Source organism: Micromonospora sp. WMMA1947 (genome assembly GCF_027497355.1).
Classification (GTDB): Bacteria; Actinomycetota; Actinomycetes; order Mycobacteriales; family Micromonosporaceae; genus Micromonospora.
In genome coordinates this window covers 4,258,324-4,275,804 of the sequence record NZ_CP114909.1, presented here as the reverse complement: position 1 = coordinate 4,275,804, position 17,481 = coordinate 4,258,324, and the positions used below count along the sequence as shown (strand labels likewise).

The 17,481-nt window shown below is 69.6% G+C and carries 14 protein-coding genes and 2 pseudogenes; 10 read left to right on the top strand and 6 right to left on the bottom strand.

Features of this window, described 5'->3' with window-relative positions; genetic code table 11:
- Positions 1–36 precede the first annotated feature (36 nt).
- Positions 37–1,575 (top strand): annotated as a pseudogene (gene hemG / locus O7604_RS20355) (protoporphyrinogen oxidase); the annotation flags it as partial.
- Between the two features lie 137 nt (positions 1,576–1,712).
- On the opposite strand, the gene O7604_RS20350 reads toward hemG, so the two are convergent.
- Complete coding sequence (locus O7604_RS20350) at positions 1,713–3,488, bottom strand: FAD-dependent monooxygenase (RefSeq protein WP_281577412.1); 1,776 nt, start codon at positions 3,486–3,488, stop codon at positions 1,713–1,715.
- Positions 3,489–3,929: 441 nt separating this feature from the next.
- Here O7604_RS20350 and O7604_RS20345 point away from each other — a divergent pair, with 441 nt between their 5' ends.
- The 3 genes from O7604_RS20345 to O7604_RS20335 all read left to right on the top strand — a co-directional run bounded on the left by O7604_RS20345 (position 3,930) and on the right by O7604_RS20335 (position 5,951).
- Positions 3,930–4,733, top strand: coding sequence for a gamma-glutamyl-gamma-aminobutyrate hydrolase family protein (locus O7604_RS20345; RefSeq protein ID WP_281577411.1), 804 nt, complete (start codon positions 3,930–3,932; stop codon positions 4,731–4,733).
- A 69-nt stretch (positions 4,734–4,802) separates the two neighbouring features.
- Positions 4,803–5,249, top strand: a complete 447-nt coding sequence (locus O7604_RS20340; RefSeq protein ID WP_281577410.1) for a carboxymuconolactone decarboxylase family protein — start codon at positions 4,803–4,805, stop codon at positions 5,247–5,249.
- Between the two features lie 36 nt (positions 5,250–5,285).
- Entirely contained in the window at positions 5,286–5,951 is a 666-nt protein-coding gene (locus O7604_RS20335; RefSeq protein WP_348650993.1) for a sulfotransferase family protein, read from the top strand.
- Positions 5,952–6,030: 79 nt separating this feature from the next.
- Here the strand turns inward: O7604_RS20335 and O7604_RS20330 are convergent, their stop codons facing one another.
- Both O7604_RS20330 and O7604_RS20325 read right to left on the bottom strand, forming a co-directional pair.
- The gene (locus O7604_RS20330) at positions 6,031–7,425 is read right to left on the bottom strand and encodes an NDP-hexose 2,3-dehydratase family protein (protein WP_281577408.1); all 1,395 of its coding nucleotides are present in this window, start codon (positions 7,423–7,425) and stop codon (positions 6,031–6,033) included.
- Between the two features lie 430 nt (positions 7,426–7,855).
- Positions 7,856–8,770, bottom strand: coding sequence for an AraC family transcriptional regulator (locus tag O7604_RS20325; protein WP_281577407.1), 915 nt, complete (start codon positions 8,768–8,770; stop codon positions 7,856–7,858).
- A gap of 1,209 nt (positions 8,771–9,979) precedes the next feature.
- On the opposite strand from O7604_RS20325, the gene O7604_RS20320 reads away from it, so the two are divergent.
- From O7604_RS20320 to O7604_RS20300, 5 genes and pseudogenes are all read left to right on the top strand, one after another.
- The gene (locus tag O7604_RS20320) at positions 9,980–10,792 is read left to right on the top strand and encodes an AfsR/SARP family transcriptional regulator (protein ID WP_269705317.1); all 813 of its coding nucleotides are present in this window, start codon (positions 9,980–9,982) and stop codon (positions 10,790–10,792) included.
- A gap of 122 nt (positions 10,793–10,914) precedes the next feature.
- The gene (locus O7604_RS20315; RefSeq protein ID WP_281577406.1) at positions 10,915–11,691 is read left to right on the top strand and encodes an alpha/beta hydrolase; all 777 of its coding nucleotides are present in this window, start codon (positions 10,915–10,917) and stop codon (positions 11,689–11,691) included.
- Positions 11,692–11,819: 128 nt separating this feature from the next.
- Positions 11,820–12,227, top strand: a pseudogene (locus O7604_RS20310) (VOC family protein); the annotation flags it as partial.
- A 104-nt stretch (positions 12,228–12,331) separates the two neighbouring features.
- Positions 12,332–13,291 carry an ATP-binding cassette domain-containing protein gene (locus O7604_RS20305; protein WP_281577405.1) on the top strand — a complete coding sequence of 320 codons (960 nt, stop codon included), beginning with the start codon at positions 12,332–12,334 and terminating at the stop codon, positions 13,289–13,291.
- Positions 13,288–14,118 (top strand): ABC transporter permease subunit, encoded by an 831-nt coding sequence (locus O7604_RS20300; protein ID WP_269705313.1) that lies wholly within the window; start codon positions 13,288–13,290, stop codon positions 14,116–14,118. Before O7604_RS20305 ends, O7604_RS20300 begins: the two co-directional genes overlap by 4 nt.
- A gap of 152 nt (positions 14,119–14,270) precedes the next feature.
- On the opposite strand, the gene O7604_RS20295 is transcribed toward O7604_RS20300, so the two are convergent.
- Together O7604_RS20295 and O7604_RS20290 are read right to left on the bottom strand one after the other, a co-directional pair.
- The gene (locus tag O7604_RS20295) at positions 14,271–14,753 is read right to left on the bottom strand and encodes a DUF1801 domain-containing protein (RefSeq protein ID WP_281577404.1); all 483 of its coding nucleotides are present in this window, start codon (positions 14,751–14,753) and stop codon (positions 14,271–14,273) included.
- 183 nt (positions 14,754–14,936) lie between these two features.
- Entirely contained in the window at positions 14,937–15,386 is a 450-nt protein-coding gene (locus tag O7604_RS20290) for a carboxymuconolactone decarboxylase family protein (protein WP_281577403.1), read from the bottom strand.
- A gap of 84 nt (positions 15,387–15,470) precedes the next feature.
- Between O7604_RS20290 and O7604_RS20285 the strand changes: the two genes are divergently transcribed.
- On the top strand, positions 15,471–16,346 hold the full coding sequence (locus O7604_RS20285; protein WP_269707071.1) for a sigma-70 family RNA polymerase sigma factor: 876 nt from the start codon (positions 15,471–15,473) through the stop codon (positions 16,344–16,346).
- Positions 16,347–16,433: 87 nt separating this feature from the next.
- Here the strand turns inward: O7604_RS20285 and O7604_RS20280 are convergent, their stop codons facing one another.
- Positions 16,434–17,459: an acetylxylan esterase gene (locus O7604_RS20280; protein ID WP_269705309.1), complete on the bottom strand. Its 1,026-nt coding sequence runs from the start codon at positions 17,457–17,459 to the stop codon at positions 16,434–16,436.
- Positions 17,460–17,481 lie beyond the last annotated feature (22 nt).

The following is a 17,481-nucleotide window of genomic DNA, read 5'->3' as shown; positions in this document are numbered from 1 at the left end:
CCGCGGTTCACACCGCACACCGCCGGGTCCACCCGCGCTCGACCGGGATTCACCGGGCCTCGGCGAAACTGCCACGGACATCGCACCGACGAAAGAGCAGGCGACATGGTGGACAACCAACCGGAACGGGCAGACGGGGTGCCACACGTGGTCATCGTGGGAGGCGGCGTCGCGGGTTTGACCGCAGCCTTCTACCTTCGCGAGGCATCGGTACGGATCACCCTCCTCGAGGCGTCGTCGCGGCTCGGCGGGAAGCTGGCCGCGTCCGAGGTGGCCGGTGTCACTGTCGACGAGGGGGCCGAGGGGCTGTACGCGCGGCGTCCCAAGACAACCCGGTTGCTCACCGCAGCCGGGCTCGGCGACCAGCTGGTCCTGGCCGGCGCCACCGCCACGGCGATCTGGACGAGGGGCGCACTCCGGTCGCTGCCCGCCGGCCAGTTCATGGGTGTGCCGTCGGACATGGACGCGCTCGCCCGCTCCGGCATCGTCTCCGCGGAGGGCGTGGCCCGGGCCCGCAGGGACGTCGATCTGCCCCCGACCGAGCGGAACGGCGACGTTTCCGTCGCGGCGTACGTCTCGGAGCGACTCGGCCGCGAGGTGCTGGACCGTCTCGTCGATCCCTTCCTCAGCGACGTGTGCGCCGGCCGCTCCGACGAGTTGTCCTTCGAGGCCATGCTGGCTCCCCTGGCCAACGCGTCCCGGAAGCACCCGTCACTGACCAGGGCGGCGGCCTCGCTCATCCCGCCGCCGCCCCCGGACGGGCAGGAGCCTCCGACCGGCATCGGCACCCTGATCGGCAGCCTCGGGAACCTGGCCACGGTGCTGGCCGCGGCGGTGCGCGCCGACTCGACGGCAGCGACCTTGCGGACCGGCGCGGAGGTCACCGCCCTCTCCCCCGGCGAACACGGCTGGCGGCTCACCGTCTCCTCCGCCGCCGGGACGGAACATCTGACCGCGGACGCGGTGATCGTCGCCGCCCCGGCCGGGCCCGCCGGCCGGCTTCTGGCCGGGGTACCCGGTGTCGCCCCGGCCGCCGCCGAGCTCGCGGAGATCCCGTACGCGAGCGTCGGGATCGTCACGCTGGCCTACCCGCGCGGAGCGTTCCCCGGCGGTCTCGCCGCACGCGGGTTCTGCGGGTACCGCGTGCCGGCGGTGGACGGGCGGGCGGTGAACGAGGTGACCTTCTCGACGGTGAAGTGGCCGCATCTGGCGGGCGAGGTGGAGATCCTCCGGTGCTCGATCGGGCGGGTCAGCGACGAGACGCTGCTGCAGCGTGACGACGCCGACCTCGCGTCGCTGGCCGCCGCCGAGGTGGCCGAGGCCACGGGCGCCGTGGGTGCCCCGGTGGCGACGCGGGTGACCAGGTGGGACAGCGCACTGCCGCAGTACACAGTCGGTCATCTGGACCGGACGGCCCGGCTGCGTGCCGCGCTGGCCGCTCATCGCGGGCTCGCCGTGTGTGGCGCCGCGTACGACGGGGTCGGCGTCGGCACGTGCATCGCCGACGCACGCAAGGCCGTCGACCAGGTGCTCGCCGCGCTCCCGAGGACCGCCGCGACAGCGGCCTCCTCCTGATCGTTCCTCCGAAGTCCCCGGCCGGGCCGGGGTGGCGGTTGCCACCCCGGCCCGGTTGTGTGCGCACTGCTCGCTGACGTCGGCCGGCACAACGACCCACGCCCGGACCGATGGTCCGGGCGTGGCAGAGAGAGAGGTCAGCTGAGCGCCGGCCCCGGCTGGCTGTCGAGGAGGCGCCCGATCGCACCGGCCAGGTCCCCGACGGGATCCGCTGCGGCGCCCGTGCTGCGCCACGCGACGTGGTTGTCGGGCCGTACCAGGATCGCGCCCTCGTCCGTGATCTCCCGGACGTCCTGCCACCGGCCGTCGGTCCCCACGTACTCCCCGCCGGCCCCGATCGACGCGGTGACGATCGGGACGGAGAACTTGGTGGCGACCTCCGCGGCCGCCTCCTGCCAGGGTGCCGCCTGCGGGCCGGTGATGAGCACGAAGCCGGTCGACGTGCCGGTGAGGTCCTGGGTGGACAGGACGCGGCCGCCACCTTCGATCCACGCGTGCGGCAGCACGTGGCCGGGCCGCGTCGTCGGGTGGTACACGTCCCGCAGGGGCTCCCGCGGCGGCGGCTGGCTGCCGTCGGGGATGACCGCTCCCTCCTCGTACGCGAAGCCGATCTCCACGTCGTGCGCCTGGCACCCGCCCCGGTGGGTGGCGAAGATCTCCGCCGACCGGGCGCGCGCCGCGACGGCGAGCGGAGACGGGTCGACGAGCGCGGCGAACGACCTGTCGCGGCGCGGCTGCGGCGTGTGCTGCCCGAGGCCGATGGCCTCGAGGATCGCGTGGTGGTGCAGGGCCGCGGACACCGCCCAGTCGACGTTGTGCCGCCCGATCGGGTGCCGCTCCGCCTCGTACGTGTCCAGCAGCCTGTCGTTCGCCCGGCCGCCGAGCACCGCGGCGAGCTTCCACGCGAGGTTGTGCGCGTCCTGGATCCCGGTGTTCAGCCCCAGGCCGACGGTGGGCGGCTGCCGGTGCACGGCATCGCCGGCGAGCAGCACCCGGCCCACCCGGTAGCGGTCGGCGACCAGGGACTCCACGGCCCAGTTCGTCACGTGGTGCAGCGTGAGTTCCAGCTCGGGCAGTCCGAGGACCTCGCGGATCTTGGGCACGATCGTCTCCGGCGGGAAGCGCTCCGGGTCGCCCGGCGGGAAGTGCAGGACCCACTCCTCGCAGTGCTTGCCCCAGGTCGGTCCCATCTCGATGAGGTTGCTGGACAGATCGGGGTCGTAGGGGTTGAGGAAGTGGGTGAGGAGCGTGCCCTCCTGCCACCACGGCGACAGGTCCGCGGTGAAGTACGCGGTCGTGACCTGGAGAAAACCGGGAAGACCTTCCATCCGTACGCCGAGAGCGGCGCCCACCGTGCGGCCGCCGTCGGCCGCGACGAGGTAGCGCGCCACGACGGTGGTGACCTCACCGGTGTCGACGTTGCGGACCTCGGCCACGACCCGGTCGCCCTCCTCGGCGAAGCCGACCAGCTCGTGACTGAACAGAATCCGGCCCGGATTGCGTTGCTCGGCGTGCCGGCGCAGGATCGGCTCCAGCCGGACCTGGGGCAGCTTGACCGGCATGACCGGCCCGGCCACCTCGTAGGTCTCGCGCAGCTCACCGCCGCCGAAGGCGTCCATCTCCTGGACGACGAGGCCGTCGAGCGGCCGGTCGCCGCCGAGCGACGTCAGCCACCGGAGCTTTCCGAACTCCTCGATCGACGCCCCGAGTTCGGCCACCTCGCCGTCGAGCCCGTGCTGACGGAAGATGCTCATGGTGCGCTGGTTCAGATAATGCGCCTTCGGCATTCTCGATGTCTCCGAGTGCCGTTCCACCAGCAGATGACCTACGCCGTGGTCGGAGAGGAAGACAGATGCGGACAAGCCGCATCCACCGCCGCCGACGATGAGAACCGGGACCTCGATTGTTGCCATTGCCGTCCTTCCGGAAGATGACTGTACCGGTCGTGACGCGCTGGTGTCGCGACGGACATCGAACCGCTACGCCGGACCCGCACGGACGCCTCGCAGTTTGACGAAAGCCTCTTTAGTCCCGGTCAAGGACCGATGGACGCCACGGCGCCCCGGTGAGCCGAGCACGCCGCTGAACAGCGGTTTCCGCTCACGCTCCGCCTCAGTTGAACGATCGGCGACGGCGGCGGTCCGGCTCGGTCGCCACCGGACGACGGCCCGTTCCGTAGCGTTCCCGCGAAGCCGCCGGCGATGGTTGCGAGTCGCCGAGGAACCGTTGTACGGTCGGCCGCGATGGTCGCCGGCCCGCCATCGTCCGATGATTCCCCACCTCATTCGCCGCACCATCGTCCCGTGCGGCGGAACCGCCTGGAACGGCGATTTCCGGAAGTTATGAGGGTGTCCATGAACTCATCCTTCAACAATTATGCGCAGAGGCGGGAAGGCCCCGCGCGTCCCGTGATCGGAATCAGCGCACGAACGGTTCCGGTGACCGTGCAGGGCCTCCAGACAACCGTCAGCCTCGCGCTCCAGTCCCACGTGGACATGCTCGCCTCGGCGGACGGCATCCCGCTGCTGGTGCCGCTGGTGCCCGGCGCCGAGCACACGGTGCCCCAGCTCGACGGACTGCTGGTGCCGGGCGGCCCCGACGTGGATCCGGCGCTGTACGGACAGGAACGTCATCCCCGGACCCGGTGCGGCAGCCCGGAGGCGGACCGGGTCGAGCTGGCCCTGATCGAGGCCGCGCTCGACGCCGGCCTGCCCGTCCTGGCCATCTGCCGCGGCATGCAGCTGCTGAACGTGCTGCACGGAGGCACGCTGCACCAGCACCTACCGGAACTCGTCGGCCACGACGGGCACAGTCCCGAGACCGAGGCCTTCACCCTCGGCCGGACCCGCCTGGACCTGCATGCCGGCAGCGCGATCGACGGCGTGCTGGGCAACGACGTTCCCGAGGCCCGCTGCCACCACCATCAGGGAATCGACCGGGTCGGCACGGGCCTCACGGTGACGGCCGAGGCGCCGGACGGTGTCGCCGAGGTGGTGGAGGCGGCAGCGCATCCGTTCGTCCTCGGGGTGCAGTGGGAAGCCGGGCAGGACGACGACGAACGGCTGCACCATGCGCTCGTCGGCGCCGCCCGCAAGGGCCGATCCGCCTCGTCACGAGAGCGTGAAGGCCGGCTCCCCGCTCGCGTCTCGCATCCGTGACGCACCGGGCGATCCGGATCTCTCTCCCCGTTCCCCCGAAAGAGCCGCCCCCATCCCCAGGAGAATGCCATGGCACCGCGGATGAACAACCCTTCACTGGTCGTGCCGGACGCCCTGCTGCCGCTGCTCGACCTCGCCAAGGCGATCAACCAGATCGGCGTGCCGGTGCGGACGCTCGATCTGGTCCGCATGCGCGTCAGCCAGATCAACGGCCGGGTCAACATCCTGCCCACCGATCCGGACGCTGCGGCCCAGATCGATCAACGTCTGCACAAGGTGGACGCCTGGCACGACGCCGACTGTTTCACCGAATCCGAACGCGCCGCCCTGGCGCTCGCCGAGGCCGCGACGCGCCTCAACGACAAGGAGGACCCGGTGCCGGACACCGTCTGGAACGACGCCGCCCGGCACTTCACCGAGCCGGAACTCGGTGCGCTGATCCTGCACATCGGCCTCGTCAACATGTGGAACTGCGTCAACGTGTCCACCCGGCAGGCGCCGGGTGACTGGCGCTGAGCCACGGCACCCGATCCACTGAAGAAGGGAACTCCTTTGTTGCGGCTCATCAACACCGGGTTGGGCAGGACCGGCACCACGTCGCTGAAGGTCGCGTTGGAACGTCTCGGTTACGGGCCCTGCTACCACATGTTCGAGGTCGTCCGCGATCCGCACCGCCTGGGCCAGTGGGAGAAGGTCGTCTGTGACGGGCAGCAGCCCGACTGGCCGGCCCTCTTCGACGGCTTCACCTCAGCTGTCGACGGCCCCAGCTCCATCTACTACAAGCAGATCGTGCGGGCCTTCCCGGAGGCCAAGGTCGTTCTCACCATCCGTGACGGCGAGGAGTGGTACCGCAGCACCCACGACACGCTGTACCAGTTCGCCGTGCGGAACAGTGAGAACCGCCCGCCGGCCGGTTCCATGCCGGCCCGGGTGCACCGCCTCGTGAGCACGATGGTGTGGGACGGCCTGTTCGGTGGACGGTTCGCCGACAAGGACCACGCCATCGAGGTCTTTCGCAGGCACAACGAGGAGGTCGTCAACTCCATCGAGCCGGACAACCTTCTCGTCTACGACGTCAAGCAGGGATGGGAGCCCCTGTGCGCGTTCCTCGGGGTGAAGGTGCCGGAGGACGACTTCCCGCGCGCCAACGACAGGGAGTCGATGCGCCGGACCATCCGGCAGGTGGGCGACGGCAAGGGTCCTGTCGCCGCCCGCTGAGACACAGCGGTTCCGGTCGGTGAGGCAGAGCCACGACTGGCTCTGCCTCACCGACCGGTACGACCCGTTGCGGGCCGGTTCACGAACAGCCCTGACCGATGTCGACGGCACGACTGTTGAGGATGGCGAGCAGCGTCCTCGCCTGGACGTTGACGTAGCGGCTGTGACCTGCGAGCCATCCGAGCTGGCCCGGGGTGATCCAGTGGTAGCCGGGCGGCGGCTCGGCCGGCGTCGTCGACTCGTCGGTGGCGACGACGAGGTAGCGGCTCTCGGCGTTGAGGAACCGTCCGCCCTCCTCGGAGTGGATCGCGGCGTACCGGATCCGATCCTGGGGTGCCTCCAGCATCACGTCGAGGAACGGCGGACGTTGCGAGGCCGGCAGGTGGAGGTAGTTCGCCGGGACGCACTGAACGGTCGGCGCGAGTTCCATGGTGTCGAGGAATCCGCCTTCGACCCGGGCATGAACGAGCAGGTGCGGTACGCCGGCGAACGCCCGGTACGCGAAGGCCACGACGCCCTGGGCCACCGGTTCGAACAGCGGCTGACTCCAACTCGGGACCTCCCGGTTGGCTCCCTCCACGGCGACGGCCAGCACCTGGAAGAACCTCTGGTCCTCCCGGTGGATGGTGTACTCGTCCCGGACCCAGCCCGCCACCTCGGTCAGGGGGATACGGCGGGCCCGGACCTCGTGGAGTGCCCGCTTACCGGTGATCCAGGAGTGCAGCTCGACGTCGGACGAGAGGGCCTGGTGCTCGGGATACATCACCGGTGCGCTCGCCAGCACGGTCCGCGCATCCATGTTCACGACGTTGTCGTGCTGGAGAAGCCGTCCGAGCTGACCCAGGGTGAGCCACCGGAAGTTCTCGTCGGCCGGCACGTCGTCCTCGACCTCGACGATCATGTTGCGGTTGCGCTTGCGGTAGAACCACGCACCGTGCTCCGACTGCAGCACGTCGGTGATCACCATCCGGGGGTCGGGACGGAGAAAGTACTCCAGGTACTTCACCGCCGCCCCGCCGTGGGCCTTCGTGTAGTTGCTGCGCGTCGCCTGCACGGTGGGTGACAGCTGGACCAGGTTGGGGTTGCCCGGCTCCACCTTCGCCTGCATGAGGAAGTGCAGCGTCCCGTCGAACTCCTTGGCCAGAATGCCGAGGATGCCGACCTCCGGTTGCACGATGATCGGCTGCTGCCACTCGGTGCCGATGTCCGGCCGGGCGACATGCAGGCCTTCGACGGAGAAGAAGCGTCCGCTGCGGTGTCGCAGGTTCCCGCCGGCCGGACTGAACGACCACCCGTCCAGCTCAGCGAAGGGAATCCGGCGCACCCTGGTACCGCAGGCCACCGTCTCGGCGGCCAGCCAGCCCGGCACGTCGGCCGTCTTGATGCCGGCGCCCTCGGTCGCTGCCGCCGAACGCGCCAGCCGTTCCGTGAGGGCGGTGCCGGAGCGAGGTCTGAGCAGTACGGCTGAGGTCACGGTCGATCACCACTTTCTGGCTCGCGTGTTCCGCTTGCGGCGGTGCCGACGATGCGAAGGCCGCTGGGCAGTGGTGGCCCCAGCCCTTTCCCCACCGCTGTGCGACGGGCCGCGGAGAGACAGTCCCGATGGGGCAATCCGTCTGTGTCTCGGCCATAGTGCAGTGGCCCGCGATCGGCCGGCATCCTCCACGTTGCCCCCCCGGGCTGCCGGACTCGACCGCCGACAGAGGAAGCCGCGGGCTTGACGGACCGGGCCGCGCCGAGCATGGTTCGATGAGGTGCCGGATCGGTGCGAGCCCTCTCCGCTGAGGGAGGGCCGTGTCCCGACCGGCCGGGAGCAACGCCGCCCCGGCTCAGTGACGTTCAACTGCATCAATATTCGCAGTTGAAAGCGGCACCTCACGCCGTGTTCGTGCCGGAGGGGCCCGCTACGACAACCCGGGACGGGGCGCGGCCAGCGCCAGCCCACGTCGATCCTCCTGCCACGCGGCCGGCGCCTGGCGTGCCGTGACGGCCGGGCACCCGGTGAGCGGTGCCGGCGCAGGCGGCGGCACCAGGTCGGGCAGGGCGAGCAGCACCGGCGGGTCGATCGGCCGGCGGCGACGCAGACGGACCGCGGCGCTGGTCACTCCACCTGCGGTCACCGTCACCGACGGGTGCATTCCGACCAGTGGGGCGTGCGGCCGCCGCGCGTCGAGTCCGGCGCCGTCGGCCACCGCCACCGCGTGCACGATCCAGGTGCCCTCGGGAACGTGCGGCAGGCGGTAGCACGCCGGCCGGCCACCGGGAACGTCGACGATCACCGCGGCGGCCGCCGGGTGCTTCACGGTCTGCGTCCGGAAGGCGCCCAGATACACGCGCGCGTTTCCGTGCCCCTCCGGCAGGCTGATCGTCCCCGCGACCGCGCCCGAGGGACCGTGCGGGGCCGGCAACGCGCCCGGCAGCTCGATGCCGTCGATCTGCGACAGACGCCGGAAACGGCCGGGTGACAGGCCGACGCTGGAGGTGAAGCAATTGCTGAACGACCCCAGGCTGTTGTAACCCACCGACACGGAGACATCGGTTATCCGCATCGACGTGTCAATGAGGAGCCGTTTGGCGTGGTGTATGCGAATGGCGGCCAGAAAGCGCCCGGGGGTGATTCCGGTGGTGTCCCGGAACAGGCGGGCGAAGTAGAAACGGCTCAGGCGGACGCTCTCCGCCACCTCGGTCAGCGACAGCGGTCGGTCGTAGTGCTTCCAGAGATACTCGACGGCACGTTCGACTGCATTTTCCATGGGCACCTCACTACATCCGTGGCAGCCGTCAGCATCCCCTCGGGCCGTCGGGATCAGCTCGAGCACCGCTGGTGCCCGGCTCCGAGCAGCAAATCCCGGGCCGAAGCGCCGGAAACCAATTCGGCACTCCGGTACCGCTGACGTGAGGCCGGGCCGCGAGCCAGGAGGCCCGCCATTTCCGCTCGGCAGCGCCGGTACGGACAGCCAGCCCGCGAATCTTCGCAACACCCCGCGCCGCCCTCACGCGACGGTGCGAGGCGGCGAATCACGGATCTGTCGGACCTCGAACCGGCAGTCGGCACCGATGATCGGTGGCACGCCTTTCGCCGGCCCATTCACCGGATCCCCGGAGTGGCGCATCAGGCCGGAGCAGCCTCATCGACCGACCACGTCCCGCGACAATTCGTGGCTCCGCGGAGATGAGGGGCGAACCGGCCCGGTTCGCGCAACAGGGTCACCGGTTACCGCCCGATTCCTGGCGCGGCGCGTCCCCCTATTCGCCGGAAACCGGCGCTGGTCTTCCCGGAAGTCGAACCGGCCCGGAAACGACGCTGCTGCGAAGTCGCTGCGGCGGCTCGGTGGTACGGCCGGAAGCGGGGCGGACGTTGCAGACCGTGATCCGCCGGCCCTCCGACGCGGTCGCCGCCGGGTTCGTCGGCCGACCCGCCGCCTGGCGCGAATTCGGTTGCCCAGGGCACCTGACGAGCATTTGTGACGAACGCCACCGGTGTGGATCACGGCCTGCACCGACGCGGACCGGGCACCGATGAGGCTCGCCGCGAGCTGGCCCCAGCGGACGCTTTCCGTTGCTTCGACGCGGCCCCCGGAGGCCATCGGCCGCACCCCGGCAGCAGCGCGGGAACCGGCGGGCGCCGAGTCCGTCGAAGCAGTCTAAAGAGGACGCGTCCCAAATCTCGACACATCGACTTCTCGCAGCTCAGCCTCCGGATACGCGATCCCACCCCAACTTTTGCAGCGCATCAGGTAAGCGGTCGGGTACGATAAACCCGCAGTTCCCCGGGACCACCGGATCACACCACAATGCGTAATCGCGTGCAGTAATCCAGTTATTCGATCTTGTAGGGGGAGACTCATCGAGTAAAAAAACTTGCACCCGTTACCATCGGCGCCGAGCCGGGCCTTGTGCCCCAATCGCGCCTATTTTCACATTCGCGTGAATAAAATCGTTGTGTACCGAAGACGCATCAGTCAAGCATTTGTTATGTCACGACGGAGAGCTCGGCCACAGCAATCCGAAACGGGGCAGGAGATTATATGGAGAAGAATCAGAAGCCACTCAGTATCGGGCTGCTCGGCCCACTGTCCCTACGTTTCTGCCGGACGGCGGTGACGGCAAGCGCACCGAAACAACGACAGGTTCTCGCTCTTCTCGCGCTCAATGCGGGCCGCGTCGTCACCGTGCCGACACTTATCGAAGAACTGTGGGGGGACCGCCCACCACGAAGCCACGCCACCACGTTGCAGACGTACATTCTGCAGCTGCGCAACGCTCTTGCCGCCGCCGGCTGCGGGAATCTGCGGGCACGGCAGATCATCAGCACCCGCCACAACGGTTATCTGCTCGAGGACCACGCCTGCGAAACGGACGTCGAGGTCTACACCCGCCATCTCGTCGCCGGTCGCGAAGCGGCCGAATCAGACGATCACCGCCGGGCTTCCCATGAATTCAGTCGCGCGCTGCAGGTATGGCGCGGCTCGGCACTGGTCGACGTCCGAATGGGGCCGATACTCGAGATCGAGGCGGCTTCGCTGGAGGAGAGCCGGCTCGGCGCGCTGGAACGCCGGATCGAAGCCGACCTCGCTCTCGGGCGGCACTCCGACCTGCTGGCCGAGCTGACGCTCCTGACGGCCCGGAATCCGATGAACGAGAACCTCTGTGCCCTGCTGATGACAGCCATGTACCGCGCCGGCCACGTCGGTCGATCGCTGCAGGTCTATCACCGCCTTCGTGCCGTGCTGAACGACGAGCTCGGCGTCGAACCAGGCCCGCGGGTGCAACGACTCCTGGCCGCGATCCTCGCCGGCGATCCGGGGTTGGAGGGCGGCGTCACCGCCATCGCCTCGTAGACCTCGCCGCCGGCGCGGCGATCCGGACCGCGTCAGGCACGACCGCTCCTCGACCGGACGTCAACCAGCCAGCCGCACGTTGGCTGCGGATTCATCCGTGCGGGCCCACTGAGGAGAGCGCCATGCGCAAGGTCGTTTCGCGGGACGGTACGACGATCGCCTATCGACGAGCCGGCGAAGGGCCACCGATCGTCTTGCTGAACGGCGCGTTTCGCGATCACACGATCTTCGACGCCCTCGTGCCCGAGCTGGCACCGTACTGCACCACGTTCGTCTACGACCGCCGAGGACGCGGGCAGAGCGGTGACTCGCCCGTCTACGCGGTCGAGCGCGAGATCGAGGATCTCGCCGCGGTGATCGAGGAGGCCGGCGGCAGCGCTGTGGTGTTCGCCGGTTCGTGCGGCGCGAACCTCGCGCTGGAGGCGGCGATGGCGGGTCTGGCGATCACGAAGCTCGCACTGCACGAGCCGTACTTCCGGGTCGACGGTCACCCGAAGCCGCCCCTCGACGCCGCCGACGCGCTCCGGGCGCTTGTTGCCGACGGCAGGCGCGGCGAAGCGGCGGAGTACTTCCTCACGGTGCTGATGGGACTGCCGCCCGAGGCGATCAGCCAGTGGCGGCAGGGCCCGCTGTGGGAGACGAACGAGGCGAACGCCCACACGCTCGCGTACGACACGGCAATCTGCGGTGACTTCGACGTCCCGGTCGAGCGGCTCGCGGCCCTCCGGACGGAGACGTTGGTCGTCAACAGCGACGGCACCAGTGACTGGCTGCGGGCGGCGGCGCAGGCGACGGCGAAGGCCCTGCCCAACGGCTCCGGACGCGAACTGCCCGGATCCTGGCACCGGGTGGAGACCGAAATCCTCGCCCGGGTCCTGGTCGAATTCGTCAAGGCCTGAGGCTCACCGGCGCACGGAAGGACGCTCTTATGGAACCGTCGGCACACGGGCCTTCCCGTCCGGATGCGCCCGACACCCGTCAGGAATCGAGAAGCAACCGGGCACCGTCTGTCAGTAGCGTGACACGCATGGGAGTCAAGGTTTCACAGTGCTTCGTCGCCGTGGACGACCACGAGAAGGCAATTGCCTTCTACCGGGATGTCCTCGGTTTCGAGGTGCTCAAGGACATAGCGTTCGAGGGACTGCGCTGGGTGACTCTCGGTTCGGCCGCACAGCCTGACGCCGACATCGTCCTCCAGTCCCTTGTCGTCGATCCGGAGACCTCGCCCGCCGACCAGCAGGCCCTCGCAAGCCTTCTGGCGAAGGGGTTGCTGCCCGGTCTCGTGTTCCGTACCGACGACTGCGACGCCACGTTCGAGCGCCTCCGCGAAGCGGGAGCGACGGTCACGCAGGAACCGACGGATCAGCCCTGGGGCGTTCGCGACTGCGCCGTCCAGGATCCCGCCGGCAATGCGCTGCGTTTCGCCCAACCGCGTTCCCGATGACTGCTCGGGAGCGTTGTTCCCGGGGCGAATGCGAACGCGACTGATTCCGACTCCCTCGCTTTGTCCCACTCATCGCCTAATCCAGGACGGAACGGATGATCGAAGCCAGGAACCTTACCAAGCGCTACGGCGACAAGACCGCGGTGAAGGATCTGTCCTTCACCGTCGGCCCCGGCAAGGTGACCGGATTCCTCGGGCCCAACGGCGCCGGAAAATCGACGACGATGCGCCTGTTGCTGGGCCTCGACCGTCCCGACGGCGGCAACGCCACCATCGACGGCAAGCAGTACCACGAACTCGCCACGCCGCTGACCGTCGTCGGCTCGTTGTTGGAGGCCAAGGCCGTGCACCCCGGCCGCAGCGCGTACAACCACCTGCTCTGCCTCGCCCAGTCGCAGGGCATCGGCAAGAAGCGGGTGAACGAGGTCCTCGACCTCGTCGGGCTGACGGAGGTAGCACGCAAGCGGGCCGGCGGCTTCTCCCTCGGCATGGGGCAGCGTCTCGGGCTGGCCGCCGCCCTGCTCGGCGACCCGTCCGTGCTGATCCTGGACGAGCCGGTCAACGGGCTCGACCCTGAGGGCATCCTGTGGATTCGCACCCTGATGAGGAAACTGGCGGCCGAGGGGCGAACCGTGTTCGTCTCCAGCCACCTGATGAACGAGATGGCGGTGACCGCCGAGCATCTCATCATCATCGGACGCGGCCGGTTGGTCGCCGACTGCCCCACCCAGGAGTTCATCGAACGCGGCAAGAAGCAGACGGTGCTGGTCCGCAGCCCGCACGCCGACCTGCTGGCCGAGGCGATCACGCGTGAGGGCGGCGAGGTGACCCGCAACGGCGACGGCGAACTGAGTGTCCAGGACATGACGGCGGCCCGGATCGGCGAGATCGCCTCCGCCGGGGGGCACGTCCTGCACGAGGTCGTGCCGCAGCGAAGCACATTGGAAGAGGCGTTCATGGAACTGACGCGCGAGAGCGTCGAGTACACCGGTACCGGTGGCACCGGATCCACCCGCGAAACCGTCGCCCCCAACTCCCGAGGAGCTGCCCGATGACCACGGCCACTGCTGACGTCACCACGACACCGGTGGCCAGTCGCTCCGGGTTCGGCCAGGTGATGCTCTCCGAATGGACGAAGCTGAAGTCGGTGCGGTCGACCGGATGGTCGCTCGCCCTGCTCGCGGTGCTGTATCCGGCCTTCACGGCGCTGTTCGTCGGCCTGACCGTCGCCTCGTGGGATCAGATGACCGAGAGCGACCGGGCCCTGGCCGCCTCGGATCCCGCCGCCGTCATCCTCGGCAGCGGCTTCCTGATCAGCCAGCCGGCGATCTGCGTCCTGGGTGTCATGGCGATCGCGTCGGAGTACTCGACCGGCATGATCCGTGCCAGCCTCCTCGCCGTACCGCGGCGGATGCCGCTTCTCGCCGCCAAGGCCGTGGTGTTGTGCCTGCTGGTCCTGGCCGTGAGTCTCGTGGCGGCGTTCGCCTCCTTCTTCGTCGGGGCCTCGATGCTGGCCAGCAAGGTCGACGTCTCGCTGGGCGACCCCGGTGTGGCGAGGGCCGTGGTGGGCACGGCGCTGTACCTGGCCGTGCTGAGCCTGTTCGCGTTCGCCATCGGCGCCATCGTCCGGCGCACCGCGGCCGGCATCACCAGCGTGATCATGTTCGTGCTCGTGCTGGCTCCGCTGGTCCAGCTGCTGCCCGGCAAGGTCGGCGAGTACGCCCACGCCTACCTGCCCACCGAGGCCGGAATCCTCATCGGGCAGGCCACGAAGCTCCCCGGCGATCTGCTCACGCCGTGGCAGGGCTTCGGAGTGTTCTGCCTGTGGACCGCCGCGCTGCTCGCGCTCGCAGCTGTCCTGCTCAAGCGCCGAGACGCCTGACCGACGACGAAACCCGTGTGCCCACGGCGTCGCGCGACGCCGTGGGCACACGGGCTGCAGAGACGGGCCGGAAGCGCGGGCCGGCCGAGCAGCTGTCGCTGCTCGGCCGGACTATGACGCTGGGTCGCCCGCGCTGTTTGCGACCGCGGAAATCAACCCAAAGCCTTCTTCAGAAGCTTCTTGATCGTCGCCTCACCCTTGTCGCTCAGCTCGGTGAGAGCGAAGGACGTCGGCCAGAGGCCGTGGTCCTCGTCGAGCTTCGCTTCCGTCGTGAACCCGAACGACGAGTAGCGTTCCTTGTCCACCTTGCCGCTGCGGAAGAAGCACACCACCTTCCCGCCGCGGGCGTAGGCGGGCTGGCCGTACCACAACTTCGGGGCCAGTTCGGGAGCGGTTTCCGTGATGATGGCGTGCAGGCGCTCGGCCACCTTCCGGTCAGGCTGCCCCATCTCGGCGATCTTCGCGAGCACGTCCTTCTCGTCGGCCGCCGCCTTGTTCGCGCTCTTGCTGCGGCGAGCCTCCGACTTCAACTCGGCCGCGCGGTCCTTGATGGCGGCTCGCTCGACCTCGGAGAATCCCTCATCGGAAGACTTGCTCTGCTTGCCGACCTTACTGGCTTTCGACGTGGTGCTCACTTAGGTACCGCTCCTCTCTCTCGTCACCGTTCTCCTCAGGCTAGTCGCACCCGGTGTGCCACGCCTTCTCTATTCCTGATCACTTTCTTTCCGGTACCCACGATCCGTATTGCCAGAAACCGAGGTCGAATCAGGAATGTCTTCGCCTTCATCGGCGGCGGTGAAGTGATGGTGCGGGGCGGCTCACCAGGTCTTGCCGGCCTGTTCCCGGATGGAGTGGTTGATCCGGTTGAAGAAGTTGGTCATGGCGATCTCCAGGATGATCGCGTTCAACTCCTCCTCGCTGAAGTGTTCGGCGGCGGCGTCCCAGACCTGATCGGTCACGCCGGGGGCGCCGTCCTGAATGCGGGTGGCGGCCTCGGTCAGCGCGAGCGCCGCCCGCTCCCGTTCGCTGAAGAACGGCGTCTCCCGCCACGCGACCACGTGGTGCAGCCGCTCGTCCGTCTCGCCGGCCTTCTTCGCCCCCGAGACGGACGCGAAGACGCACGGCGCACAGCCGTTGATCTGACTGGCGCGGAGGTGGACCAGCGACAGCAGGCGCGGCTCGACACCCCCGGCGGCTATCGCCTTGTGGAGGTGCTGGACCGCAGTCATCAGATCCGGGTTCATCGCACTCTTGAGGCGTGGTTCCATCAGTCCCTGCTCCTTCAGCGGTTACCCGGGCCCGCCCGGACCCGTCATCACCTCTGACGAAGCGGAATCGTGGAAGGTAACAACATGGTCGACAGCGGCTCGACGGACTCGGCGGCAACGGCATTCGAGTCCCACCGCGACCGGCTGCGCGCGGTCGCCTACCGCGTACTCGGGTCGCACGCCGACGCCGAGGACGTGGTCCAGGAAGCCTGGCTGAGACTCGCCCGCCAGGACGCGGACACCATCGACAACCTCGCCGGATGGCTCACCACAGTGGTCGGCCGGCTTAGCCTCGACGTCCTGCGGGCGCGCCAGGCCCGCCCCGAGGCCTCTTTCGACATCCACCTTCCCGACCTCGTGGTGACGTTCGACGACGCACACGCTCCGGACGACGACGCGGTGCTCGCCGACTCGGTCGGGCTCGCGCTCCTCGTCGTTCTCGATTCACTGCGCCCGAGCGAGCGGCTGGCATTCGTGCTCCACGATCTGTTCGCGGTGCCGTTCGACGAGATCGGCCGCATCCTCGGCAAGTCCACCGACGCCACCAAGATGCTCGCCAGCCGTGCCCGCAGGAAGGTCCAGGCGACCGAACGCCCGACCGGCCCGGGCCGGGAACAACGCGAGGTGGTCTCCGCCTTCCTGGCGGCGGCTCGCGGTGGAGACTTCGAAGGTCTGCTTCGCGTGCTCGATCCCGACGTGAGGCTCACCGTCGACGGCCCCGGCGACGCGGTGGTCACCATCGGTGCCACCAGGGTCGCCGCCGGCGCGCGGGCCGCCGCCGGCCAGGCCGCGTCGACCCGGACCGCGCTGGTGGACGGCCTGCCCGGAGTTGTCTCCTGGCGCGCGGACGGCACGCCGCTCTCGATCCTCGCGTTCGCCGTCACCGGCGGCCGGATCACCGCCGTCACGGCCGTGATCGACCCGGCCAAGCTGGCACGGTTGCACCTGGACCCGGCGTGAGCGGTCGCCCGCCACCCGGTGCCCCGAGCCGGACCACCACGCGCCGGCCCAGGTGCGGGCGCTCCGTGCGGGCATCCGGTGAGCCGGTCAGCCGGCTGCCGTCCCGGCGGCACGGATCACCGCGTCGAGCCAGCGCAGCTGCCGCCGGACGTGGACGGCCTCGCCGCCCTCGTGGCCGTTGAACGGGTACGTGTGCATCTCCCGTAACGGCACTGTCGATCCGGCGGCGGCGTACTGGTTGTAGGCGGCGAAGCCGGTGCTCGGCGGGCAGACCTCGTCGCGCAGGCCGATCCCGAAGTGCGCCGGGGCGGTGGCCCGCCGGGCGAAGGTGACGCCGTCCACGTACGACAGGGTGCGCCGGACCGCCTCCTCGGCCTCGCGGTGCACCGCCAGGTAGCGGGCGATCTCGCCGTAGGGGGATGCCTCGGTCAGTTCGACGGCGCGCTGGATGTCGCACAGGAACGGGGCGGTGACCAGGAGCGCGGCGAGGCCGTCGGCGAGGCCCGCCGCCGCGAGCGCGAGTCCCCCGCCCTGGCTGTTGCCCACCGCGGCGACGCGGGCCGGGTCCACCCCGGGCAGGACGCGGACGGCGTCGATCGCGCGGACCGCGTCGGTGATCAGTCGGCGGTAGTGGTAGTCGTCCGGGGACAGGATTCCCCGCGTGGCCGGGCTGGGCCCGCCGGGCGCGTCGTGCGGGTCCGGGGTGTCCCCGCGGCTGTACAGCCCGGCCTGGCCCCGGTTGTCCACCAGGAGGTGGGCGTAACCGGCCACCGGCCAGGTGAGCCGCTCGCCCGGCAGGCCCCGGCCGCGCCCGTAGCCGGGGTACTCCACCACGGCCGGCAGCGGCGCCGGTACGCCGGCGGGACGGGTGTACCAGGCCCGGACCGGTTCGCCGTCGAACCCGGCGAACGTCACGTCCCACACGTCGACCAGCCGCAGGTCGGTGGGTTCGGGCCGGACGTCGACGAGCACCGGGGTGGCTGCGGCGGCGGTGAGGGTGGCACGCCAGAACCGGTCGAAGTCGGCGGGCTCGACGACGGCCGGCGTGTAGCGACGGAGCTGGTCGAGGGAGTTATCAATCGACGCTCTTGACACGCCGATAACGATACCCATAAATTTCCGAAAGGCTTACGAC

Bases quoted from the DNA above. Each gene is read 5' to 3' on its own strand.
- O7604_RS20350 (WP_281577412.1), bottom strand. From the start codon at position 3,488: ATGGCAACAATCGAGGTCCCGGTTCTCATCGTCGGCGGCGGTGGATGC.
- O7604_RS20345 (WP_281577411.1), top strand. From the start codon at position 3,930: ATGAACTCATCCTTCAACAATTATGCGCAGAGGCGGGAAGGCCCCGCG.
- O7604_RS20340 (WP_281577410.1), top strand. From the start codon at position 4,803: ATGGCACCGCGGATGAACAACCCTTCACTGGTCGTGCCGGACGCCCTG.
- O7604_RS20320 (WP_269705317.1), top strand. From the start codon at position 9,980: ATGGAGAAGAATCAGAAGCCACTCAGTATCGGGCTGCTCGGCCCACTG.
- O7604_RS20315 (WP_281577406.1), top strand. From the start codon at position 10,915: ATGCGCAAGGTCGTTTCGCGGGACGGTACGACGATCGCCTATCGACGA.
- O7604_RS20305 (WP_281577405.1), top strand. From the start codon at position 12,332: ATGATCGAAGCCAGGAACCTTACCAAGCGCTACGGCGACAAGACCGCG.
- O7604_RS20300 (WP_269705313.1), top strand. From the start codon at position 13,288: ATGACCACGGCCACTGCTGACGTCACCACGACACCGGTGGCCAGTCGC.
- O7604_RS20290 (WP_281577403.1), bottom strand. From the start codon at position 15,386: ATGGAACCACGCCTCAAGAGTGCGATGAACCCGGATCTGATGACTGCG.
- O7604_RS20285 (WP_269707071.1), top strand. From the start codon at position 15,471: ATGGTCGACAGCGGCTCGACGGACTCGGCGGCAACGGCATTCGAGTCC.
- O7604_RS20280 (WP_269705309.1), bottom strand. From the start codon at position 17,459: ATGGGTATCGTTATCGGCGTGTCAAGAGCGTCGATTGATAACTCCCTC.